We start from the raw sequence: 25,522 nt of genomic DNA, 5'->3' as shown, positions 1-25,522 counted from the left end.
CTTCCAAAATAATTTCAAGAAAACGCCCCGATATTCGGGGCGTTTTTTTATTTTTATAGAATGTCAAAACCAATTTTTCTTCACCAACTAGTACAAGAAATTCTAAAAAATAATTCCGACAATTTATCGGAATTGATCATCGTGTTACCCAACAAAAGAGCCAAAGTCTTTTTGCTTGAGGAATTTAAAAAGTTAGTTTCCAACAATGTTTTTGCGCCTGAGATAATAAGCATCGAAGAGTTTATTCAGGATATTGCCGGCATTCGTTCCATTGATAGCGTTGAATTGCTGTTTGAGTTTTATGAAGTGTATCTTTCATTAACAAAAGACAATCCCGATTCCTTTGAAAACTTCGCCAATTGGGCCAAAACATTATTACAGGATTTTAATGAAATCGACCGCTATCTTTTAGACCCGGACAAGATTTTAAAATATCTTGAAGACATAAAAGAAATTGAACACTGGGCAGTTGATGTAGATAAAAGAACAGATTTGATAGAAAAGCACCTGCTTTTTTGGAAAAAACTGCCGGACTATTATCATTCATTGTATCAGCATTTAGTAAATAAAGGTATTGGCTATCAAGGCTTGATTTATCGCGAAGCCGTTGAAAACCTAAATCACTTTTCTGAAAACAATAACGGAAAACAATTTGTTTTTGCAGGTTTCAATGCCCTTAATCAAGCCGAAGAAAAGATTATTCAGCATCTTTTAGCGCTTGATGTTGCCAAAATCTATTGGGATATTGATGAAACCTTACTTAACGATTCATTTCACGACGCCGGACATTTTCAACGAAAGTTTAAATCGGAATGGATTTATTATAAAACACATCCTTATGAATGGATTTCGAACGATTTTAAAGCCGAAAAGAATATTCATGTCATTGCTACTTCAAAATCCATTGGGCAAGCTAAAATAGCAGGCAGTATCATAGAAAAAGAAGCAGAGAAAGGAAATCTACAGAATGTGGCGTTGGTGCTCGGAGAAGAAAGTTTATTGTTGCCAATGTTGTATTCGCTGCCGTCGAATGTTGATGCGTTGAATATTACTATGGGTTTTTCAAGCAAAAACAATCCGGCGCAATTGCTGATAGCCAAATTGTTCAAATTGCACACCAACGCTTTGACCAGAAATCCGTCAAGTTATGTGATGTACTACAAAGATGTGCTTGATGTATTAACGCATCCGCTTATTGAACCTTATGTTTTGGCCAATGATTTGGTTTCAATAATTAATAAAAACAACTATTCGTTTATTACCCATAAAAAACTCGAAGAGCTTTATGCCAAAGACAATGCGTTGTTTTCTTTATTGTTTCAAAAATGGGAAGCTGATTCTGTCACTGTTTTAGGAAATATTGCTCAAATTCTGCTGAAAATTAAAGCCAATCTGAGTTATGAAAATGAAGAAGAAAAGATAACGAATGCTTTTGTGTATTCGATTTTTAAAGTCATCAACAAAATGATTTCGTATTTCTCGGAACATCAATCCATAAACGCCCTTAAGACATTACAAGCTATTTACAAGCAAGTCATTGAAGTGGCTGAGGTTTCTTTTGAAGGTGAGCCTTTGAGTGGTTTACAGCTTATGGGAGTTTTAGAAAGTCGCGTTTTGGATTTTGAAACCGTAATCATTACCTCAGTAAACGAAGGCAAATTTCCGGCTGGTAAAAGCACTAATTCTTTTATTCCGTATGATGTGAAATTGCAATATGGTTTGCCAACCTATAAAGAAAAAGATGCGATTTACACCTATCATTTCTATCATTTGTTGCAACGTGCCAAAAACGTTTATTTGATTTATAATTCCGATAGCCAGGGTTTTGATGCCGGCGAAAAGAGTCGTTTCATCACGCAATTGGAAATCGAAAAGCAGCCCAATCACAACCTGACATTTCAATATTACAATCCGGATGTGCCTAATATTGCGCACCAACCGATTGTTGTTCCAAAAACAGAAAGCGTTATGACACGCTTGCGCGAAATTGCAGAAAAAGGATTTTCACCTTCATCTTTGACAACCTATATCCGCAATCCGATACAGTTTTATTTCCAAAGGATTTTACGCATTTCAGAAACGGATGAAGTCGAAGAGAATATTGCGGTTAATACGTTAGGAACCATTATTCACGGAACTTTAGAAGAATTGTATAAACCAACTATCGGACGACTTTTAACTAGTGAAGATATCAAAAGTTGCATTTCTAAAATTGACGACGAAGTTTTAAATCAATTTAAAAAAGTATACAAAGAAGGTGAAATCAAAAAAGGCAGAAACCTGTTGGCTTTTGAAGTTGCCAAGCGAAATGTGCTGAACTTTCTAAAAACAGAATTAGAAGCTATTGAAAAGGGTGATGAAATTCAGATAGTATCTTTAGAAACTACGTATGAAAGAGTTTTAACCGATGCCTGCTTGCCTTTTCCGGTGCTGATAAAAGGAAATGTGGACCGAATCGAACTTCGCAACGGAAAGATTAGAATCATCGATTACAAAACGGGAAAAGTTGATAAAAACAATGTTGTTTTAAAAGATTGGAATGGTTTAACTGAAGACATCAAAAACGATAAAATAATTCAGGTTTTGGCGTATGCTTTTATGTATGAAGAACAGGTAAAAGGCCAGGAAATGGAAGCCGGAATTGTATCGTTTAAAAATTTAAAAACAGGATTTTTACCATTTCAGTTTAAGCAGGACACCCGAGGCATAGCCGAACGGAGCGAAGCTAAAGATGTTGTAGAAATAATTTCAAGCGAAATCATGGAAAACTATCTGGAACAAATTGTAATTCTACTGCAGGAAATACTGAATATGGAAATTCCTTTTGAGGAGAAAACGAATTAGAACACAGATTTCACAGATTTTCACAAATGGATTTGTGTTAATTTGTGAAATCTGTGTTTAAACTTTCTTCAAAAAATCTACCAATACTTTTTTCAATTCTTTTTCGTTTTCGATGTGCGACATATGTCCGTCAGGAAAAGTGGTGATTTCAACTTTGGTTTCTTCAATTTGGTCAACGTTTTCATCATAGATTAAGACGCCATCTTTTTTCCCTAAAACCAGCTGAATAGGATAAGGTGCAAAATGTAATAACACTTCGCGATCTTTTCTGATTTTCATTCCTTCGAGCGCAGCAACGATGCCTTGTAACGGCGTTTTTAAAGCTTCTAATTTTACTTTTTCAATTTCAGTTTCTAATTTTTCACGATTGTCTTCACTAAACAAATTAGCAATAGACAAGCGCACAAAGTTGGTATAGTTTTGTTTCACGGCTTTGATAGCTCTATCACGATTGATTTTTCGTTCATCACTATCAGCTCGCGAAGTAGAATTTAAAAGAAACAAACCTTTCATATAATCCGGATATAATTCGGCGAAAGCCAACGCCACATAACCGCCCATAGAATGACCGACAAATACCGCTTTTCTGATTTTCAAATCTTGCAAAATGGCATGAACCATATCGGCTTGATCTTCCATAGAATGAACATAACCCAAACATTCGGTTTCGCCATGACCTAATAAATCGATGGTGATGATTCTGTGTTTCTTGCTGAGTTCAGGAATGAACGCACTCCACATGGTTTTATTCTCGAGAAAACCGTGCAATAAAACCACAGCAGTTCCTTTGCCTTGTTCGGTAAAGGAGATTTTTGTGTTTTTATAGATGATGGTTTTCATAGATGCAAAAATAGATTTTAGAAATTAAAAAAGTACTTTTGAATTTTAAATTATAAATAATTATGTTCACCATCCAACAAATCAAAGAAGCACATTCCAAAGTAAAAAGCGGAGCCGATTTCCCAAAATACATGCAAGATATTATTGCGCTTGGCGTAACGTCTTTTGAAACTTTTGTTTTTGACAACCACACCAATTATTATGGGAAAGATAATTTTAAAGTTTCATCTGAAGGTTTTTCAGAAACACTTTCCATAGCAGATGAAACCAAGATTGAACAATTCAAATCCGATTTAAAAATACATCAGCAAGGCAAAACAGATTATAAAACCTTTCTGCTGGATTGTGCCAAATCAGGTGTGGAAAAATGGATTGTTGTTATGGATAAAATGACCTGCACTTACTATGACAAAGCAGGAAATGTGGTTTTGGTGGAAACCATTCCAACTTAAATAAAAACGACCCACTTCCGTGAGCCGTCTTTTTTCTTTTCTCTTTCTTCTTTTCTCTTACTAAGAATTCATTATCGATTCAATCTCATCCGCTTCAATCGGAATGTTTCTCATCAAGTTAAAAGGTTCTCCTTTTTCCTGAATCACTACATCATCTTCAATACGGATTCCAAAACCTTCCGCCGGAATATAAATTCCAGGTTCCACAGTGAAAACCATATTGGCTTTCATTGGTTCGTGTAAAAGACCGTAATCGTGCGTGTCTAATCCCATATGATGGGACGTTCCGTGCATGAAATATTTTTTATATGCCGGCCAATCCGGGTTTTCGTTTTGCACATCGGCTTTGTCAATCAGTCCCAAACCAAGTAATTCGGAAGTCATTACTTTACCAACTTCTACATGATATTGTTTCCATAAATTACCAACGGTCAGCATTTTGGTTGCTTCGTTTTTTACACGTAAAACCGCATTGTAAACCTGTTTTTGTCTGTCGGTAAATTTTCCTGAAACCGGAACCATTCGGGTCATGTCGCTGGAATAATTAGCGTATTCGGCACCAACATCAAGCAGTATCAAATCACCGGCTTTACATTGTTGGTTGTTTTCAATATAGTGCAAAACATTAGCGTTATTTCCCGAAGCAATGATTGGCGTGTAGGCAAAACCTTTGGAACGATTTCTCAGGAATTCGTGAGCAAACTCGGCTTCGATTTCATATTCCATTACGTTTGGTTTTACAAACTGCAATACACGACGATATCCTTTTTCAGTAATATTGCACGCTTCCTGAATCAAGTCAAGTTCTTCGCTTTCTTTGATAGAGCGAATGCGTTGCAAAATAGGATTCGACTTTTCCACTTTATGTGCAGGATAGTTTTCTTTCCACCATTTTACAAAACGCGCTTCACGGGTTTCGGTTTCAATCGAGGCACGATAATGTTCGTTGGTGTTGATATACATCGTTTCGGCGTAAGCCATAACTTCTTTCAACGTCTTGTGAAAATCCTGTAACCAAATCACCGATTTAATTCCGGAGACTTCAAAAGCTCTGTCTTTCGTAAGTTTTTCGCCTTCCCAAATCGCAATATGCTCGTTGGTTTCTTTTAGAAATAATATTTGTTTCAAATGCTCATAAGGCGCATCCGGGAAAAGCAACAGTATGCTTTCTTCCTGATCAACTCCGGATAAATAAAAAATATCGCGGTGTTGTTCAAATGGCAGCGAGCTATCGGCAGAAACCGGATAAATATCGTTGGAATTAAAAACAGCAACGCTGTTAGGTTTCATTTGTGACGTGAATTTTGCTCTGTTTTTAATGAACAAATTGCGGTCTATTTGATGATATTTCATGATGAAATGATTAATATTGTATGTCCCAAAGTTAAAACAATGGATTAAAACAGACTGCTATGAAACGATTATTTTTTGTTGTTATTGTTTTATTAATTTCATTAGTTGGTTTGGCTCAGGAAAAGAAAGCCTATCAGTTGTTTGACAAAAAAGGCAAGAAGGTTTCTTATGCCAAATTATTGAAAGCTGCCGGGAATACACAAGTTGTTTTATTTGGAGAATACCACAACAACGCAATTGCGCATTGGTTGGAATTGGAATTAACCAAAGATTTGTCACAGAAAAAGAAAGTAATTTTAGGTGCCGAAATGCTTGAAGCCGACAATCAAAAACAGCTTGACCAATATTTAAAAGAAGAGATTAATCAAAAGCAATTGGATTCAGCAGCGCGACTTTGGCCTAATTACAAAACGGATTACAAGCCTTTAGTTGATTTTGCCAGGGAAAATAAATTGTCTTTTATAGCTACAAATATTCCAAGAAGATATGCTTCAATCGTTTCTAAAAAAGGATTTGAAGGGTTAGAGAATCTGACTCCTGAAGAAAAAATGTGGATTGCTCCGCTGCCTATCGCTTTTGACGCCAATTTACCAGGCTATGTCAATATGATGAAAATGATGGGAGATCACGCCAGCCCTAATATGCCAAAAGCTCAGGCAATAAAAGATGCAACGATGGCTTATTTTATTCAAAAGAATTTAAAAGCAGATACCGTATTCATTCACTACAATGGAACCTATCATTCTGACAACTTTGAAGGCATTGGTTGGTACCTAAAAAAATATGTTTCCGGCATAGAAATAATAACCATTGCGACAGTAGAGCAAAACGATTTAGAAAAAATAATGAAGGAAGAATACAATAAAGCAGACTATATTCTCGTTATAGATGAAGACGTTACAAAAACGCACTAACTCCAATAAAATCAAAAAATGAAAAAGATATATGTAATCCTTTTATTAGTAGCCGCGGCAATTCCTTTTGTTTCCTGCTCGAAAGATGCAGATGACCTAGTAGAGGAACCGATGTTGATTATCAAATTCAAATTTGATCCAACTCAAGCGAGGTTGAATAATTTAGGTCAACCTTCAACAGTTGCCGCCGGAAATGCTGCGCAATCACCTATTTTTAATTTGATTTCGTCACATTATGTAGAATTAGCGCCAAACGCCAACACCCAACTTGGAAATGGAACTATTTTATATCACGCTCCGGAAACGACACTTGGAGGAAGCAATGCCATAGATTTTAGTAAATCAAAAATAGTTTCGGAAGGAGAAACTTTTCTGAGAATACCTTTAAGTCAGGTTGCAGCTGGAAGTTATGAATGGATGCGCGTATCGTTATCGTATCAGAATTACCAAATCAGTGTTCGTGCCGCTAACGGGAATGATTACGACGGAACTTTAGCCAGTTTTGTTGGTTTTAATACTTATATAACTTCTTTTGATATCGAGAATACTACTTTTCCTGTAAACGCAAACAGAGCACAAGGATATTGGGCTTTTGCCTTGAATGATCATCCTTATTCCACTTCGGGACAAGCACTTCCAGGAGCGACTACTGTTCCAAACCCTATCGAAGCAACTTCTCCAATCCCGCGAAACTTAAATACCTGCGTAGTGACAGGAAGATTTGCCAGTAATTTAGTAATTGATGGAACAGAAACTAATGATGTGGTGATTACTTTATCATTGTCTAGCAACAATAGTTTTGAATGGCACGAAGTAAATGCTGATGGGAAGTATGAACCTGCTGCCGGTGAGGAGGTTGTCGATATGGGATTACGTGGTTTAATTCCGACTTATGTGAAGTAGATAGTCTTACTTAATGCAATCGATTGCCTACAAATAATCAACAACTGATAATCTCACTTTAAATTGATTATAAATTACAACGAAAAGGTTGTAGTTATTAGCAAATAGCTGTATTTTTGTGTGATTTTTTTAAATAAATTACACAATCTTATGGCAAAATCTTCCGTTTTGGGCTCGTCCATTGCAAAAAAAGTTGCTATGGCACTTTCCGGGCTTTTCTTAATTTCATTTTTAGCACTTCATTTTTCGATTAATTTAACATCAGTTTTCAGCGAAGAAGTATTCAATGAATGTTCTCATTTTATGGGATATAATCCATTAATTCAATACGTAATGCAGCCAATTTTAGCTTTTGGTGTTGTATTCCACTTTGTAATGGGTTTTGTTTTGGAACTTCAAAACAGAGCGGCAAGACCAATTGGTTATGCTAAAAATAATGGTGCGGCAAACTCTTCCTGGGCATCAAGAAATATGATTATTTCAGGATTGGTTGTATTAGCATTTTTGGGATTACACTTCTACGATTTTTGGTTTCCTGAAATGAATTACAAATATGTTGAAGCACTTCCACAAGATCCAACAAGATATTATGGTGAATTGGTTCACAAATTTGAAAGTCCGATAAGAACAGGTTTGTATTGCCTGGCTTTTGTGTTATTGTTTTTACACTTATGGCATGGTTTCAATTCATCGATGCAATCAGTTGGATTCAATAATAAATTCTCAAGAGCACTTCACAAACTAGGATATGCATTTGCAATAATTGTCCCATTCGGATTCGTATTCATTGCATTGTTCCATCATTTTAATCATTAATTTCAGTTTTAAATGAAACGCTGTTAAGCGTTCCATCTGACCTATAAAAAACAATATAAAAAACAGATGAAACTAGATTCAAAAATACCTGAAGGTCCAATTTCGGACAAATGGACAGATTATAAAGATCATTTAAAATTAGTTGCGCCTAACAACCGACCAAAAATTGATGTTATCGTTGTTGGAACCGGTTTGGCTGGAGCTTCTGCTGCAGCATCTTTAGGAGAAATGGGATACAATGTTAAAGCATTTTGTTTCCAGGATTCACCAAGAAGAGCGCACTCAATTGCGGCACAAGGTGGAATTAATGCTGCCAAAAATTACCAAAATGATGGTGACAGTACCTACAGATTATTTTACGACACAATAAAAGGTGGCGATTATAGAGCACGTGAAGCAAACGTTCACCGTTTGGCTGAAGTGTCGGCTAACATCATCGACCAATGTGTGGCGCAAGGTGTTCCTTTTGCCCGTGATTATGGCGGAATGTTAGATAACCGTTCGTTTGGCGGAACACAATTGCAACGTACCTTTTACGCTGCCGGACAAACAGGACAACAATTGTTACTTGGAGCATATTCTGCTTTATCAAGACAAATAGGTTTAGGCCGTGTTAAGATGTTCAACCGTCACGAGATGTTAGATTTAGTAAAAGTTGACGGAAAAGCTCGTGGAATCATTGCTCGTAATTTGGTTACAGGAGAATTAGAAAGACATTCGGCGCATGCTGTTGTTATTGCGACTGGCGGATACGGAAATGTGTATTTCCTTTCTACAAACGCCATGGGAAGTAACGTTACAGCGGGTTGGAAAATCCACAAAAAAGGGGCCTTGTTCGCAAATCCTTGTTTTGTTCAGATTCACCCAACGTGTATTCCGGTTCACGGAGTTAACCAATCGAAATTGACATTGATGTCGGAATCATTGCGTAACTCTGGTAGAATTTGGGTGCCAAAAAGAAAAGAAGATGCAGAAGCTATTCGCGCCGGAAAGTTAAAACCAACCCAATTAAACGAAGACGATAGAGATTATTTCTTAGAAAGAAGATATCCTGCTTTTGGAAACTTAGTGCCACGTGACGTAGCTTCAAGAGCTGCCAAAGAGCGTTGCGACGAAGGTTTCGGAATTGAGGCCAATGATACCAATGAAGGAGTTTATTTAGATTTCTCTACTGAGATTCAAAGCAAAGGAAAACAAGCCGCTTACGCTAAAGGAAATCACAATCCAACTCCGGATGAAATCACTTCTTTAGGGAAACAATGGTTGGAAGAAAAATATGGTAACCTTTTCGCGATGTATGAAAAAATCACTGACGAAAATCCATACGAAACACCGATGAAGATTTATCCTGCGGTTCATTACACTATGGGCGGCGTTTGGGTTGATTATAATTTACAGTCAACAATTCCTGGTTGTTTCGTTGCCGGAGAAGCTAATTTCTCGGATCACGGAGCGAACAGATTGGGAGCTTCAGCCTTGATGCAAGGTTTGGCAGATGGTTATTTTGTATTGCCATACACGGTTTCCAATTATTTGGCAGACGAAATCAGAACCGGAAAAATCTCGACTGATTTGCCTGAATTTGCAGAAGCAGAAAAAAGTGTAAAAGATGCTATCGATAAATTCCTAAACAACAACGGTTCTAAATCGGTTGACCATTTCCATAAAAGACTTGGTTTGATTATGTGGAATAAAGTTGGAATGGGAAGAAATGAAAAAGGCTTAACCGAAGCTATTTCTGAAATCGCTGCTTTAAAAGAAGAATTCTACAAAGATGTTTACGTTCCAGGAAGTTCGGACGAATTAAATCCTGAGTTGGAAAAAGCATTACGTGTGGCTGACTTCATCGATTTAGGTCAGTTAATGGCGATGGATGCATTGCAACGTAAAGAATCTTGTGGTGGTCACTTCCGCGAAGAGTATCAGGATTCAGAAGGAGAAACGCTTCGTGACGACGAAAACTTCTCATTCGTTGGAGCTTGGGAATATATGGGTTACGACATCAGCAAAGAAATCCTGAACAAGGAAGAATTGAAATACGAGTTTATCAAAATTGCAGCTAGAAATTATAAATAACAGATTATGTCTTCAGCAAAAAACATCAATATAAACCTTAAAATTTGGCGTCAAAAAAACGCTCAGGCTAAAGGTAGCATGGAAACTTATAAATTAGATAATGTTTCTACAGCAAGTTCGTTTTTGGAAATGTTAGACCAATTAAACGAGCAACTAATCAACGATAAAAAATCGCCTGTTGCTTTCGACCACGATTGTCGGGAAGGAATTTGTGGGATGTGTTCGTTATACATAAACGGTAGAGCACACGGTCCGGAAACCGGAACAACAACCTGTCAATTGCACATGCGTAAATTCAAGGATGGTGATACCATTTTCATCGAACCATTCAGAAGCAAAGCATTTCCAGTCGTTAAGGATTTAGTTGTTGATCGTAGTTCTTTCGACAGAATTCAACAAGCTGGTGGTTTCGTTTCAGTAAATACTTCAGGAAGAACAATTGATGCGAATGCAACTCCGGTTCCAAAACACGATGCCGACAGAGCATTTGAAGCGGCTGCCTGTATCGGTTGTGGCGCTTGTGTGGCGACTTGTAAAAACGGTTCGGCTATGTTATTCGTTGGAGCCAAAGTTTCGCAATATGCGTTGTTACCACAAGGAAAAGTGGAAGCGACAGCGCGTGTATTAAACATGGTGCGTCAAATGGATGAAGAAGGATTCGGGAACTGTACTAATACCGGTGCCTGCGAAGTGGAATGTCCAAAAGGAATTTCATTGGAAAACATTGCTCGTATGAACAGGGAGTACTTAGCAGCAAGTTTGAAATAATTTTTATTCTTGCCTAAATTATACAAAAGCGCATCCAATTTGGGTGCGTTTTTTTTATCTTTGAGATGCAACAAATAACATGATGAAATCGCAGATTCACGAACACAAAAAAAAATATTCACACGTGAGTAAACTACAACTTTCAGGCCTACTTTTATTTTTCTCATTTTCCATTTTCGGTCAAAACTATCACCAATATGTCAATCCGATGATTGGAACCGGTGGTCACGGACACACCTATCCCGGAGCAACAGTTCCGTTTGGAATGGTACAGCTTTCGCCAGATACTCGAATTGACGGAAGTTGGGATGGCTGTTCGGGTTATCACTATGATGACACTATAATTTATGGCTTTTCGCACACACATTTAAACGGAACAGGTTGCACCGATTATGGCGATATTATGCTGATGCCAACGATGGGTGAACCAACATTAAACCCAAAGGAATACAGCTCAACATTTTCTCATTCGAATGAAAAAGCAACTGCCGGATTTTATGCTGTGAAATTGGATAAGCACAATATTGATGTGAAATTGACAGCATCAACGAGAGTTGGATTTCATGAATATACTTTCAACAATGACGGTCAAGCCAATATCATTCTGGACTTAAATCACCGTGATAAACTATTACAAGGCGAAGTAAGAATCATTAACAATAAAACAATTGAAATCCTACGCCGGAGTGAGGCCTGGGCTCGAGACCAATACGTTTTTGCCCGAATTGAATTCAGTGTTCCTATGCAAATCAATAACGTTAGAAATAATGGATTTGCGCCAGCGAGAAACACTGATAAATTCTTTGCCGGAACCCAATTGGCGTTGAGCTTTTCAAAAAAAGTAAAAAAAGGAGAAAAAATTCTATTGAAAGTATCGCTTTCGCCAACAGCTTATCAAGGGACAAGGCTTAACATGAGTGAAATCGTTGATTGGGATTTTGAAAAAGTAAAGCTAAATGCCGAGCAACTTTGGGACAAACAACTTTCTAAAATTGAAGTAACTGAAAGTAATAAAGACAAGCTGGCGATTTTCTACACGGCTTTATATCACACGATGGTTCAGCCAAATATTGCTCAGGATATCGACGGAAAATACCGCGGAAGAGATAACCAAATCCACAAGGCGGAAGGGTTTGATTACTATTCGGTTTTCTCACTTTGGGATACGTTTCGAGCGGCGCATCCACTTTATACTTTGATAGAAAAGAAACGCACCGCTGATTTTATCAATACATTTTTAAAACAATACGAGCAAGGCGGCAGATTACCCGTTTGGGAATTGGCGTCCAATGAAACCGATTGTATGATTGGGTATCACTCCGTTTCTGTGATGGCTGATGCGATGGCAAAAGGTATCAAAGGTTTTGATTATGAAAAAGCATTTGAAGCGGCAAAACATTCTGCTATGCTCGACCATTTAGGTTTGGATGCTTATAAAAAACAAGGTTTCATATCGATGGATGATGAACATGAAAGCGTTTCCAAAACTTTGGAGTATGCTTATGATGACTGGTGTATTGCGCAAATGGCTTTGATTCTGAACAAACAAGATGACTATGATTATTTCATGAAACGTTCTCAAAGTTGGAAGAATATTTTTGATTGGAATACCGGCTTTATGCGCCCGAAAAAGAATGGCGGTTGGGACAAACCTTTTGATGCAAAGGAAATCAACAACAATTTTACTGAAGGCAACAGTTGGCAGTATTCGTTTTTTGTGCCACAGGATATTCCGGGAATGATTAAAGCCTATGGAGGAGCCGATAAATTTGAAGCCAAACTTGACGAAATGTTCAACAGCGAAAGCAAAACAACAGGACGTGAACAGGCAGACGTTACCGGCTTGATTGGGCAATACGCGCACGGAAATGAGCCAAGTCATCACATGGCTTATCTGTATAATTATGTCGAAAAGCCCGAAAAAACTACTGAGAAAGTGCATTTCATTTTGGATAATTTCTACAAAAATTCACCTGATGGTTTGATTGGAAACGAAGACTGTGGGCAGATGAGTGCGTGGTATGTTTTGAGTTCGATGGGAATTTATGCGGTAACGCCCGGAAACCCTGAATGGAGTTTGACGACACCTTATTTTAATAAAGTTAAAGTTAATTTTGAAAATGGAAATTCGGAAGAAATCAGTGCTGAAACAGCTGACAATCACAAAAAATATTTTGGATTAAACCACGAGGAAAGAACATATGGATTTGCTCATCAACTAATAATTCCTGTTCCGGTTATTCAAGCGGAAAGCAAGTCGTTTAAGGATTCTTTAGAAATTGAATTAGAACATCCGGATTATTTTGGTAGTCATTTCTATAGAATTGTTTATAATTCTGAAAAAGGTGTTCCTTTTAAACAATACGAAGGTGAAAAAATCGTATTGAAAGAAACTGCCAGAATAGATGCAAGATTTGCCGAGATGATTGACAAAGAAGCTTCAAGAAGCAACATTGTTTCCGCTACTTTCTTCAAAAAACCGAATAATTACACCATTGATATCAAATCCAAATACAATCCGCAGTATCATGCCGGCGGACCAGAAGGGTTGATAGATGGGATTTATGGCACAACAAACTGGCGTAAAGGTGACTGGCAAGGTTATCAGGGACAGGATTTTGAAGCCGTAATTGATTTGCAGAAAGAAATTCCGATTAATTATATAGCCAGCTTATTTCTGCAGGATTCACGTTCCTGGATTTTGATGCCAACCAAAGTTGAGTATTATATTTCGAAAGATAATAGTAACTTTACATTAGTAGGGACAATTACAAACGATATTGATGCAAATGAAGGTGAAAACATTATCAAAAACTTCCCTTTCGTAAAAGGAATGACAGCACAATATGTAAAAGTCAAAGCGTATAATTATGGAAAATTACCCGAATGGCATCAAGGCGCAGGTGGTGATGCTTTTATATTTATTGACGAGATAATAATCAAATAATGATGAAAATAGCACTTATACAAACCACTTTAGCTTGGGAAAACCCAATGGAAAACCGTAGTCATTTGGTTCAAAAAATCAATGGTTTTATAGAAGAAGTCGATTTGATTGTTCTTCCCGAAATGTTTTCTACAGGATTTACAATGAATCCAAAAGCGGTTGCTGAAACCATGCAAGGTGAAACGGTTTCATGGCTTCAACATTTGGCGAAAGCCAAAAACTGCGCTATAACCGGAAGTTTGGTTATCGAAGAAAAAGGGAATTATTACAATCGGTTGGTTTTTGTTTTTCCAAATGGGGATATCAAAACCTATGACAAAAGACATTTGTTTTCGTTGGCTGGAGAAGATAAATCATATTCGGCCGGAACAGAAAAATTGATTGTCGAATATAAAGGTTTCAGAATTTGTCCGCTGGTTTGCTATGATTTGCGTTTCCCGGTTTTTTCCAGAAATGTAGAAAATTATGATGTTTTGCTTTATGTCGCAAACTGGCCAAAACTTCGAATCAGTGCCTGGGATATTTTACTAAAAGCACGAGCGGTTGAAAATATGTGTTACACGATTGGAGTCAACCGAATTGGCACCGACAACAACAATCTGGAATACATTGGACATTCACAAGCGGTTGATTTTCTTGGAAATTATTTGCTTGAACCGCAAGAAACAGAGGGGATTTTTATTGTAAGTTTAGATAAAGAAAAACTTTTGGAAACCAGAAGCAAAATGGCTTTTTTAGACGATAGGGATAATTTTGAAATTCGTAATTTCTAATTCGTAATTTTCAAATTAAAAGGCTGTTCAACATCCCAATTGGTTCGAACATCAATTTCTTTTGGGAAATAAATTACTTCTTCTGATTGGCGTTTTTCCAGGAAACTTCCCGTGTCCCAAACCTTATTTTTATTGTCATCATAAATAATACGTAGCGTATATTTATCGGGCTCAAGTGTCAAAAATTCAATCGTTGGATTACTCTCGGTGTATGCTGTTGCTTTTACCTTTCCGGTTTTATCAGTGAGTTCAACAAGGATTGGAAATCTTTTTGCGTTTTCTAAAATCACTCTTAAATTACCATAATCAGATGCGTTTTTAGTTGCAATTTTAAAGTTTAAAGTATCGTGTGTTTTTTCATAAAAATCAGTCAAAGCATTCGGCAATAATTTAATTTTATATTGGTCTAAAGGCTCTCTTTTGAAATTGAAATACAGTTTTTGGTTAAAATCATCATATTCTGTTTCAAAAGGCACAGCAATGGAATCTTTATTAAAAATCGAAATTTTCGATTTATCAAACTTCACTAAAGGAATCGAACTGTTCAATGCAAAACGCTCTCTTAAAAGCGCACCGGCAAAATCCGCACTTATCCTTAGCGTGTCTGCTTTTTGCTTTTTCAATTTTACGATAAAATCTTTTTTGAAGTTGTCTTTTTCAACGGCAACAGTCAGCGAATCGGCTTTTATGGGTTTAAACCAAACCTGAACGGAATCCTTTTTCTGAATTTGAGTAATCAAACTCGGAATAATTTCGGAACCATTTTTAACGGTAACTTTTATGTTTTTTGGATCACCTTCATAACCCATTATTAATTTATTTCCGGAATCCTGTGTTGGCTTTATAGCTTTGAAAGGAAGCTTTTCTTTAAACAATTCTACTTCAAAAACAGTGTCATTTGGAATGGTAATATATTGTTTTTGGAAACCAATTTTATCTTTTTTTGGGTCAAACTTATTATTCCCATTGTCTTTTAAAGCGACCAAAAGATATTTTCCGGCTTTGATGTTTTCAAGGGTAACGACTTCCAGACTGTCTAAAGTATTCGTGATATATCTCGGAGATTCTTTGTATATCGTCGAATCATTATACTTTTCATTGATTTCATACAACATCACCGAAACGAAATTATCTACTTTCTTTTCCAATGCATCTTTCACTTTCACATTTATTTTCAACGAATCAATATAAGCTCCGGTTGAGAATACATATTTGAATTGTTGATACGGATTTCCTTCGTTATAATCTTCGATACTTTGTCCAAAATTGAAGCTATACGTAGTGTTTGGCTGAAGTGTGTCTTTTAATTTAATAGTCAATATTTTACTTGCAGTTTGCGGCAAAATATCAGGTTGATTTTTCATTGGTGGTGAAATAATCAACTGTTTGTTGATGTTTTTCAATTTGACATATTCATCAAAAACCAATTTAATTTCCTTTCCATTAAAATTAGTTGAGAAATTTTTGGGAAAACTTGCTTTTAAAACAGGAGCAATCGTGTCTTTATCACCACCGGTAATCGAACCACGTTTGGCACAACTAGCCATTGACAGTACAAAAAGAAAGCAAATTAACTTGAATATAGATTTTGGCATACTGCTGTTTTATCAAAGCACAAAATAACAATTATATTTAGTGTGAATGAAATGTTTTTTGGGAAACTTAACATTTAACTGTGCGACATCGCCATGCAGACAACACTAATTTTAGCGTCGGGAATTTTTAACAAAGCGCGACTGCAGGATTCTAAGGTTGAACCTGTTGTAATTACGTCATCAATGACTAGAAAATGTTTGCCGTGATGCTCTTCCGAAAACGAAATGTCAAATACATTGTCAATAACATCAGTTCTTCCTAAAAGGTTCTTTTTGGTTTGCGTTTTAGTGTATAGTTTTCGATATAAAAGTTGACTTTCGTATGGAATATTCAGGTTTGCCGACAACGCTTTTCCAAAACCTTCTATTTGATTATAGCCTCGTTCCCGCAGTCTTTTTTTGTGCAACGGAACCGGAATAATATAATCGATAGCTGCCATTTGTTTCAAATCTTTCAATTCTTCAGCATACCAATTGCCAATAGTTTCACTAATTTCTTCGTGTCCTTTATATTTCAATTTGTGTATCATTTCCTGAACAATTCCTTTTTTATGGAAATAGAATAGAGAAGCTCCAAATTCCAACGGAATTCTTCCATAAAATTTTTGAATGACTTCGTTTTCTTCGATTTTATGATGATTGGTGAGCGGAATTTCATGGCGGCATTGCGTACAAATCACTTTTTCATCACGCAATAAAAACGAATGGCAACCAGCACAAGACTTTGGAAAAAATAGATTTAGAAGATGATTCCACATAAAAAAGATAATTTTCTTACATAAAAGTATAAAAAAATTGTATTCTAATTGATTTTTAAACCTTTTTTTATAATCGGTTTTTATATTTTTGCAGCATTATGGCAAAACAAGAAGATTTATTTAAGAACGTAGTTTCGCATGCAAAAGAGTACGGATTTATTTTTCCGTCAAGCGAAATTTATGATGGTTTGAGCGCAGTATATGATTATGCGCAAAACGGAGTAGAATTAAAAAAGAATATTAGAGAATATTGGTGGAAAGCCATGGTGCAAATGCATGAAAATATTGTTGGTCTTGATGCCGCAATCTTGATGCATCCAACCACATGGAAAGCTTCGGGACACGTTGATGCGTTTAACGACCCGTTGATTGACAACAAAGATTCTAAAAAAAGATATCGTGCCGATGTTTTAATTGAGGATTATGCCGAAAAATTAAATCTGAAAGCAAAAAAAGAAATCGAAAAAGCCCGCGAGCGTTTTGGAGCTTCTTTTGACGAAGAACAATACAAAACTACGAACCCAAGAGTGATGGAATATCTTTCGAAAGAAAGAGAAATCCTTGAAAGAATGGGACGTTCATTAGGTTCAGGAGATTTGGAAGATGTAAAAAATCTTATCGAAGAATTAGAAATTGCCGATCCTGAAACTGGTTCAAGAAACTGGACAGATGTAAAGCAATTCAACCTGATGTTTGGAACAAAATTAGGTGCTTCTGCAGAAAATGCGATGGATTTATATTTACGTCCGGAAACAGCACAGGGAATTTTTGTGAACTTTTTAAATGTTCAGAAAACCGGAAGAATGAAAGTTCCGTTTGGAATTGCGCAAACCGGAAAAGCCTTCAGAAATGAGATTGTAGCAAGACAATTCATTTTCCGTATGCGTGAATTTGAACAAATGGAAATGCAGTTTTTTGTAAAGCCGGGCGAAGAAATGAAATGGTACGAATACTGGAAAGAAACTCGTTTGAACTGGCATTTGTCACTTGGTTTAGGAAGACAAAATTATCGTTTTCACGATCACGAAAAATTAGCTCATTATGCTAATGCAGCTGCTGATATTGAGTTTAATTTCCCTTTTGGTTTCAAAGAATTAGAAGGTATTCACTCAAGAACCGACTTCGATTTAAAAGCACACGAACAGTATTCAGGTAAAAAATTGCAATATTTTGATACCGAAACCAATTCGAACTACGTTCCTTATGTAGTAGAAACTTCGGTTGGCTTGGATAGAATGTTCTTAGCCGTTTTTGCTACTTCATTACAGGAAGAAACCTTAGAAGATGGTTCAACACGTACCGTTTTACGTTTGCCATCCGTTTTGGCACCAACAAAAGCAGCCGTTTTACCATTGGTAAAGAAAGACGGTTTGCCGGAAGTGGCTCAAAAAATCATTGAAGACTTAAAATGGGATTTCAATGTGGCCTATGATGAAAAAGATGCTGTTGGAAGACGTTACAGAAGACAGGATGCTTTGGGAACACCTTTTTGTATAACGGTTGACCACCAAACGTTAGAAGACGACACGGTTACAATCCGTCACAGAGATTCAATGGCTCAGGACAGAGTAAAAATTTCTGACTTACGCCAAATCATTAATGATGAAGTTTCTGTTAGAAATTGGTTGATGAAAATGTAATTTTATTTTTCAATTATAGATGAATCCAAACTCCGAAAAGGGTTTGGATTTTTTTATTGAACGACTTTATTGGTTATAAAACGCAATTACGGTTTCCCGTAATTTTTTTCACATTTTGTAAGTATTTACCCTGTTAAAAACCCACATATTAACAGTTTAGCGTTATCTGTCAACATTTTCCAAAACTAAAACCCCGAAATCTTACTTTCGTTACAACGAAAATGGATACGTTTAAACGAATTTATTTTTGTAGTTAAATATTAAATGTAATCTTTAGCGCTAACAAATAGTTTCCCCAAAACTACCAGTTATTTTTACCGAATCTAATGCTTTCCCTAAATCAAAAACGGAAAAGCATTAATGAGTCAAACGTACATCATTATAGACGATGATAAAGACAGCGTCCTTAAAACACAGGCAATTGCCGAGCGTTTTAGGAACCTTAGCTTTGTCGCCTCTGCCAATAACTATGATGATGGTGTGAATTTGATTTTGGAACACCAACCCCGCTTAGTTTTTCTTGAAATTGATCCAACCGATAAAAAGAGCAATCTGTCTTTAGCGCTGATTAATGAACTTTATCGTTATTTACGTGTAGTTCCAAAAATCATTATAACAACATCAAAAAAGGATTTGGCGTATGATGCCTTGCAGTATGAAGTCATTGATTATTTGCTAAAACCTTTGAATATAAATGATTTTAGAAAAGCGATTCTAAAATTTGACCGCGCAATACAATCGGACTTGCCGTATTTTGAGGAAAAAAATCCTGTGGCAACCTTTGAGGTATTAGACGAAACACTTACCGAAGATTTGGAAACAGCAGCAGTTGAGACAGATGAAAATGAGGGAGAAGTAAAAATTATCCCGGCAGCCGAAAATCCAACTGCCGTCGTAAGCACCGTTCAGGCGCAGCAGCAGTCGCTGGTCATTTGTGTGAAATCCTATGGTGATTATCGTTATATAGACTCGGAAGATGTGCTTTATTTTGAAGCTGACAACAACTCTACTGATATCCATTTGAACAATGGTGAAATGATAACGGCATTTAAAACCCTTAAGCATTTTGAAACCGTTTTACCACCAACGCAATTCCTTCGAATTCACAATAGTTACATCATAAATGTAAACCAGGTATCGCGTATTCATACCGGAAATACCGTTTGCTATATTAAAAATTCGACCACCAAACTTCCATTCTCAAAATCTTATAAAGAGAACGTCGATTTGATTATCAGCAGAATAGCGTCCGGAAATTATTTGGAGATTTAGAAGAAAATTCGTAGTTTCGATAAAAATCTTGTCATGGAACTACAAGTTTTAATGGTTGACGATCATCCACCAATTATTGAAGGGTATAGATCTATTCTGGCCTACAATTCTTATGGATATACATTAAATACTATAGCTGCACATTCTTGTGAAGAGGCTTATAACACAATTTTTCAGGTAAAATATCCTTTTGATATTGTGTTTTTAGATTTGACTTTACCTCCCTTTTTAGAAAAAAACCTTAATACAGGAGATGATTTGATTCCGGTTGTGAGAAAACAGCATCCCAATGCTAAAATTGTCATTCTTACTTCACACTATGAGTCGATAGTTCTTTTTAAAATTATAAAAGAACACAATCCGGATGGGATTTTAGTAAAAAGTGATTTTCAGGCCCAAGAATTAATTAAAGCATTCGATGTAGTTGTCAAAGGAGGAACTTATTTTAGCGAAACGGTCCTTCATCACCAAAAATCTTGGGGAGAAAAGAATAAAGTTATGGATAGTTATAACCGCCAAATTCTTTCTTTGCTTGCACAAGGTGTTAAAACCAAAAACTTTCCTGATTTGCTACATCTTTCGAAAAGCGCAATTGATAAAAGAAAAGCTATTCTCAAGCAGCTTTTAGGAATTGACAAAGGAAACGATGAAGATATTCTTAAAGAAGCAAGAAAGCAAGGATTGATATAGAATCCACCACTCAGCCTTCAGAAAAAAGCGCCGTATTTCATAATATTTAGCACTAATTTGAGATTTCATGAAATGTACACTTTTAGTGTATTTGATTGTGAAATTAACAATCTACTTTTACTATATCAAAATCAAATAATAATAATTTAACTTGATTATTAGGTAGTTATAAGTGGCTTACCACCACATTGGTGACACGATGCAAAGAATGCTTTTCTAGTTTTTTGTAGAGAAAATGAACACAGAAACGCACTATTTATTTTAGAGGTTTGTTATTAAATAGTAGAAAGACTAAACCAACCAAAAAAAGCAGCCCAACCTTTATAATGTTTTGACGACACAAAGCTGGACTGCAATAATTAAAATTATACACAAATTTATGAAAAATTTATTATTTGGCTTAATTGCCACAGTTTTATTTGCGTTCAATGGGAATGCACAAAAAATAACTCAAGAAAGTGTAAGATTACAATTGGCACAAGGAATGTCAGATTTTACAATTTCATTAAAACCAGCATTTGACAAAACCACCAATGTTGAAGATTTCAAGAAAACAATTACAGGTTCCTGGTATTCTAAAATACCCAAAGAGGGGAATGATTTATTAAACGCTTCATACAAATTACTCATTAGTAAAACTTCTCAAGCAGAAATATTAAAAAGTTATAATGGGAAAGAAATGGCAGTTGCTCTATTATATATTCACAATCTTTCCGTAAAAGGGGTAAAAACAGATGGCAGCGAATTATTTGGTGGTACCACAGGAGATTTCAATCCTTATGCTGCTAATGCTGTTAGTGCAAAATGCAGATGGTATCAGTTGAGTTGCTGGATTAAAGAGATTTTTGGAGATGAAGGAGGCGGAAAAATTATGGATACAATTGTAACAGTATTAACTATACTAATAGCAGGCCTTTAATTATCAAATTTAAAATAAGTAATCAATGGTGTATGCATAAAGTATGCACCGTTGATTTAATTCGAAATTGTTATGAAAAAAATTAAGATTCTAATTTATTTAACCTCATTTAGTTTAATATGCTGCACTTCTTATAAAATTAATCTGGCATTTAAACTCACGGGAGTATACGATGACAATGTAAAACTATCTAAAGTTAGTAATGTAGAAAAAGAAGTAATTTTTATCCCGATGCATCATTTAGGGACGAAACTTTTTTATGATGATGTTAAAGCTAAAATAGATTCTCTTAAAAGGATTGGTTACTTTTTTTATACAGAAGAGGTTAAAGGGAATAAAAAGGATTCTATAACTGTTAGGAAATCAATTAAAATATCCGGAATTCCATTTAGCAGAAATAATATTGGTTACAAACATTTTTTTGACTCTATTTATAAAGGAAAAGTGAAGTTTAAGAAGGAAATATTGGATCAACCTTCTTCAGGTAAATTTGGCTTAGACGAATCAAACAGTAAAACTGTCGATGTTACTTTAAAAGAAATGATTGATTATTACGAAAGTAAGTATGGTGAAATAAAATTAGAACCGTGTGATTTTGAGAAAAGTTTTTATGAAAAACCTAACTGTAAATATAAGCCAGCGGGTAAAAAAATCACAGATGATGTTTATGTAAATTTTAGAAATAAAAATGTTATAAAAACGCTTTTAAATGATAGTCATAAGAAAGTGGCAATTATATATGGAGCTAAACATTTTATAGGAATTCGGGAAGAATTGTTAAAACACGGATTTAAATAAAGGTTACTTTTTAAGCACAAAAGCAGTGCATCTTTATAATGTTTGACGACACAAAGCCGGACTGCAATAATTAAAATTATACGAAATGAAAAAACCATTATTTGGCTTAATAGCCATAGTCTCATTTGTATTTAATGGAATTGCACAAGAGAAAAACGATGTAAATCAAAAAGCTGATTTCAAAAGTGCGTCATTAATAACGAAATATGAAAAAGAGGTTATAGAATATAAGTTTCTGTCTCTAGAGGAACTCAATGAAGAAGCTGAACAAATTATCGATGGATTAGATTTTAGCAACTCTGAAAACAGCAAGCAAAACACTTGTGAGATAACAATAGAAATCAAGGTTGAAGTAGCGATTGGAGCTGGAAGAGGATTAATGTCCGGATTGATTAATGTCAATTGTGTTGATACTACAACAGCTACAAAAAGGCTCAAAGCAATGATACTTGCCGCAGTAATGGGTTAATTGAAAACAATAAAAAAATGAAACACAAAATACTGCTTTTGGTATTATTTATGAGCCAATCATTATTTCCCCAAACGGATCTTAACAATGTAATCAAGGGAGGCGAACTTTTATTAAGTGGCTTGTCGGTACTGAAGACAAGCAAATCAGGAGCTAAAAAGGACAGTAAAGTAATTGAAAGTGTATGCGTAAAAAACAAACTTAACGAAAGGATTACTTTTATAATTACAGGTAAAAAAGAAGACGGAGACAGTTTTAAAAAAGAACTCATTATCCCAAAAGATGGGAAGGAATGTCTATTTCAATTTCCTAAAGGTATTTATACGTATGAAATTGTACTGACTAATAAAGAAATTTATAAGAAAGGCGAGTACAAGTTTGAGGATGATGTTGTAATTACGGTAAAGGAAGAATAAGATATTTTACAATTAATTTGAAAATTTATAAAATGTACACTTTTAGTGTACCAAAATGTGAAAATCGCGATTTACTTTTACAATGTCAAAATCAAGAGCGTATTTTTCTTATTGAAAGAAATTTGCAATAACTAACAATACAAGTTTGATGAAGATAAATTAAATTGTGGTAGAATTGGGTTCCGGTTTTTTAAACCGGGACTCAATTCGTTTTTACTATATTGGCTTTATGAATAGACTACTCTCTTATTGGGTTATTATTTTGTTGACATCTTTATATGGTTGTACTTCTAAAACTGTAGATAAAGACGCTCAGGCCAGGAATGATTCTATTCAGAAATATCTTGATTTGGCGGGTAATGACAACATGTCCTATGGAAAAAGAAAAGGGTATAATAATAAGGCATATTCTATGATTAATATGAATATGAATGATACGGTATCAATTTCATCGTTGTATAAAACAACTATGAACTTTCATCGATTTAATCAATTAAAAGAATTGAAGTTTAATTCTGCTTTAATGCTAAAAAAAGCATTATTATTAAAAGATGATTATTGGATTAGTTTGAGCTATAAAGTATTAGGATTATACTATATGAATAACTCAGAAAACGAAAAAGCGTTATATTATTTTTTTAAAGCAAAAAAGCATTTATTTCAACTTAGTGAACACAAAGAAATTATGAGTTTGCTATTTAATATTAGCCTTACTCAATATTATGCGGGAGACTTATTAGGTAGTAATAAAACAGCTTTCGAAGTATTAAAAATACAAAAAAAATATAGAAGTAATATTCCATACGGAGTTATCCTTAATCAAATAGGTAATAATTTAGGAGGTCTCAAACAAGACAATAAAGCGATTGAATATTACCTAAAAATTAACAGAAAAAGGTGCAATTTAAAAATGAAAAACATCATTGCTAATAACATTTCTACATCTTATATTGAAATAGGGGAATATAAAAAAGCTTATAATGAGTTAGATTCAATTATAAAAAATAAAGACTTTAAAGAAATAAACCCAAGCAATTATGCTACTGCTGTAAGTCTTTTAGGGTATTCCAAACTTAAAATGAATAATTTAAAAGAATTGCCTAAGGTGTTTTTTATAGCAGATAATATTTATAAAAATAGTAAAACAATAAATGGCAGTAATTACAATCAGATGTATCTTTCCATGTATTATGAGAAAATAAATGATACTGCAAATGCTATAAGAGCTGCTAAAAAAGCACTTTTCCTTTCAAAAAGTTATAACAATCCCTCGGATATTCTAGTTACTTTAGAACAACTCATAAAAGTTGACAAAAAAAACGCCTCAACCAATGCGCAAGAATATATTCGGGTTAATAATAGTCTGCAAATTTCGGAACGGAACTTTAGAGATAAATTTGCTCGAATAGCCTATGAAACCGAAGAGATTACTCAAGAAAAGGACAAAGCAGTTAATCAAAAATGGATTGTAGCTACAATAGCTACAGTTATTGTTTTATTTGTGCTTTTAATCCTTATCATAACGCGTCAACAATCTAAACAAAAAGAGTTACAATTACTACAAGAGCAGCAAAAAGCCAATGAAGAAATCTATGATTTGATGCTAAACCAAAAAAGAAAAGAAGAAGAAGCAAGGCAAAGTGAGAAAAAAAGAATAGCGATTGAATTGCATGATGGTGTAATGAACAGATTGGCCAGCACACGTCTTAATCTCAATATGTTATCATACCAAAAAGACAAAGAAACTATAAATAAGTGCTTAATCCATGTCCAAGAAATTTATAAAATAGAACAAGAAATACGAAATATTGCCCACAATTTGAATTTAGATGTTTTTAAGGAAAGTAATAGTTTTGTAGTGATTTTAAATGAGTTTATAATTACACAAAACACTACAACTAGTTCACAATACATACTTGAGATATCTAAAAATATTGATTGGAATCATATTTCAAGCGGGATAAAAATGAATTTATACCGAATTATCCAGGAAGCAAGTCACAACATTAACAAATATGCTAGAGCTTCTAATGTCATTATTAGCCTGGCTTTAAATAAGAACAATATTTGCCTTTGTATTACCGATAACGGAAAAGGATTTGACACTAATGTTAACTTTGCAGGGATTGGTTTGAATAATATAAACCATCGTGTCAAATCTCTTAAAGGAGAAGTCTTTATTGAATCAAATACTATAAGCACTTCCATAAACATTACTATCCCATTTACAATTTAGTTTTGTCATCTATACATTTTCTTGATAGAGACAAAGCTGTAAG

Annotated in this window: 21 protein-coding genes; 17 read left to right on the top strand and 4 right to left on the bottom strand. The window is 35.1% G+C overall.

Annotated features, from left to right (window positions below):
- The first annotated feature begins 60 nt into the window (after positions 1 to 60).
- Entirely contained in the window at positions 61 to 2,844 is a 2,784-nt protein-coding gene (locus GS03_RS02345; RefSeq protein WP_136150964.1) for a PD-(D/E)XK nuclease family protein, read from the top strand.
- 57 nt (positions 2,845 to 2,901) lie between these two features.
- Here the strand turns inward: GS03_RS02345 and GS03_RS02340 are convergent, their stop codons facing one another.
- Entirely contained in the window at positions 2,902 to 3,684 is a 783-nt protein-coding gene (locus GS03_RS02340; protein WP_136150963.1) for an alpha/beta fold hydrolase, read from the bottom strand.
- 62 nt (positions 3,685 to 3,746) lie between these two features.
- Here GS03_RS02340 and GS03_RS02335 point away from each other — a divergent pair, with 62 nt between their 5' ends.
- On the top strand, positions 3,747 to 4,136 hold the full coding sequence (locus GS03_RS02335; RefSeq protein ID WP_136150962.1) for a DUF1398 domain-containing protein: 390 nt from the start codon (positions 3,747 to 3,749) through the stop codon (positions 4,134 to 4,136).
- Between the two features lie 60 nt (positions 4,137 to 4,196).
- On the opposite strand, the gene GS03_RS02330 is transcribed toward GS03_RS02335, so the two are convergent.
- Positions 4,197 to 5,489, bottom strand: coding sequence for an aminopeptidase P family protein (locus GS03_RS02330; protein WP_136150961.1), 1,293 nt, complete (start codon positions 5,487 to 5,489; stop codon positions 4,197 to 4,199).
- A 59-nt stretch (positions 5,490 to 5,548) separates the two neighbouring features.
- Between GS03_RS02330 and GS03_RS02325 the strand changes: the two genes are divergently transcribed.
- From GS03_RS02325 to GS03_RS02295, 7 genes are all read left to right on the top strand, one after another.
- A complete protein-coding gene (locus GS03_RS02325) occupies positions 5,549 to 6,403 on the top strand; it encodes a ChaN family lipoprotein (protein WP_136150960.1) in 855 nt (284 codons plus the stop codon).
- 18 nt (positions 6,404 to 6,421) lie between these two features.
- Positions 6,422 to 7,306: a hypothetical protein gene (locus GS03_RS02320; RefSeq protein ID WP_136150959.1), complete on the top strand. Its 885-nt coding sequence runs from the start codon at positions 6,422 to 6,424 to the stop codon at positions 7,304 to 7,306.
- Between the two features lie 150 nt (positions 7,307 to 7,456).
- Positions 7,457 to 8,122 (top strand): succinate dehydrogenase cytochrome b subunit, encoded by a 666-nt coding sequence (locus GS03_RS02315; RefSeq protein WP_136150958.1) that lies wholly within the window; start codon positions 7,457 to 7,459, stop codon positions 8,120 to 8,122.
- 66 nt (positions 8,123 to 8,188) lie between these two features.
- Positions 8,189 to 10,198, top strand: a complete 2,010-nt coding sequence (locus GS03_RS02310; RefSeq protein ID WP_136150957.1) for a fumarate reductase/succinate dehydrogenase flavoprotein subunit — start codon at positions 8,189 to 8,191, stop codon at positions 10,196 to 10,198.
- Positions 10,199 to 10,204: 6 nt separating this feature from the next.
- Positions 10,205 to 10,966 carry a succinate dehydrogenase/fumarate reductase iron-sulfur subunit gene (locus GS03_RS02305; protein ID WP_136150956.1) on the top strand — a complete coding sequence of 254 codons (762 nt, stop codon included), beginning with the start codon at positions 10,205 to 10,207 and terminating at the stop codon, positions 10,964 to 10,966.
- Between the two features lie 79 nt (positions 10,967 to 11,045).
- On the top strand, positions 11,046 to 13,913 hold the full coding sequence (locus GS03_RS02300) for a GH92 family glycosyl hydrolase (protein WP_246034142.1): 2,868 nt from the start codon (positions 11,046 to 11,048) through the stop codon (positions 13,911 to 13,913).
- A 2-nt stretch (positions 13,914 to 13,915) separates the two neighbouring features.
- Positions 13,916 to 14,686, top strand: coding sequence for a nitrilase family protein (locus GS03_RS02295; RefSeq protein WP_136153045.1), 771 nt, complete (start codon positions 13,916 to 13,918; stop codon positions 14,684 to 14,686).
- Here GS03_RS02295 and GS03_RS02290 read toward each other — a convergent pair.
- Positions 14,683 to 16,281, bottom strand: a complete 1,599-nt coding sequence (locus tag GS03_RS02290) for an Ig-like domain-containing protein (protein WP_136150955.1) — start codon at positions 16,279 to 16,281, stop codon at positions 14,683 to 14,685. The genes GS03_RS02295 and GS03_RS02290 overlap by 4 nt on opposite strands.
- A gap of 74 nt (positions 16,282 to 16,355) precedes the next feature.
- Positions 16,356 to 17,039, bottom strand: a complete 684-nt coding sequence (locus GS03_RS02285) for a ComF family protein (RefSeq protein WP_136150954.1) — start codon at positions 17,037 to 17,039, stop codon at positions 16,356 to 16,358.
- 98 nt (positions 17,040 to 17,137) lie between these two features.
- On the opposite strand from GS03_RS02285, the gene GS03_RS02280 reads away from it, so the two are divergent.
- From GS03_RS02280 to GS03_RS02245, 8 genes are all read left to right on the top strand, one after another.
- Positions 17,138 to 18,679, top strand: coding sequence for a glycine--tRNA ligase (locus GS03_RS02280; protein ID WP_136150953.1), 1,542 nt, complete (start codon positions 17,138 to 17,140; stop codon positions 18,677 to 18,679).
- 360 nt (positions 18,680 to 19,039) lie between these two features.
- The gene (locus GS03_RS02275) at positions 19,040 to 19,951 is read left to right on the top strand and encodes a LytR/AlgR family response regulator transcription factor (RefSeq protein ID WP_136150952.1); all 912 of its coding nucleotides are present in this window, start codon (positions 19,040 to 19,042) and stop codon (positions 19,949 to 19,951) included.
- A 33-nt stretch (positions 19,952 to 19,984) separates the two neighbouring features.
- Positions 19,985 to 20,641 carry a response regulator gene (locus tag GS03_RS02270; protein ID WP_136150951.1) on the top strand — a complete coding sequence of 219 codons (657 nt, stop codon included), beginning with the start codon at positions 19,985 to 19,987 and terminating at the stop codon, positions 20,639 to 20,641.
- A gap of 379 nt (positions 20,642 to 21,020) precedes the next feature.
- Entirely contained in the window at positions 21,021 to 21,560 is a 540-nt protein-coding gene (locus tag GS03_RS02265; protein WP_136150950.1) for a hypothetical protein, read from the top strand.
- A gap of 72 nt (positions 21,561 to 21,632) precedes the next feature.
- A complete protein-coding gene (locus GS03_RS02260; protein ID WP_136150949.1) occupies positions 21,633 to 22,358 on the top strand; it encodes a hypothetical protein in 726 nt (241 codons plus the stop codon).
- An 85-nt stretch (positions 22,359 to 22,443) separates the two neighbouring features.
- Positions 22,444 to 22,827 carry a hypothetical protein gene (locus GS03_RS02255; RefSeq protein WP_136150948.1) on the top strand — a complete coding sequence of 128 codons (384 nt, stop codon included), beginning with the start codon at positions 22,444 to 22,446 and terminating at the stop codon, positions 22,825 to 22,827.
- Positions 22,828 to 22,844: 17 nt separating this feature from the next.
- On the top strand, positions 22,845 to 23,243 hold the full coding sequence (locus GS03_RS02250; RefSeq protein ID WP_136150947.1) for a hypothetical protein: 399 nt from the start codon (positions 22,845 to 22,847) through the stop codon (positions 23,241 to 23,243).
- Positions 23,244 to 23,472: 229 nt separating this feature from the next.
- Positions 23,473 to 25,479, top strand: coding sequence for a tetratricopeptide repeat-containing sensor histidine kinase (locus GS03_RS02245; protein ID WP_136150946.1), 2,007 nt, complete (start codon positions 23,473 to 23,475; stop codon positions 25,477 to 25,479).
- The last annotated feature ends 43 nt before the right edge of the window (positions 25,480 to 25,522 follow it).

The sequence above is a fragment of the Flavobacterium sangjuense genome, from assembly GCF_004797125.1.
Classification (GTDB): domain Bacteria; phylum Bacteroidota; class Bacteroidia; order Flavobacteriales; family Flavobacteriaceae; genus Flavobacterium; species Flavobacterium sangjuense.
The sequence above is the reverse complement of the archived record's forward strand: the minus strand, read 5'-3'. Positions and strand labels throughout refer to the sequence as shown.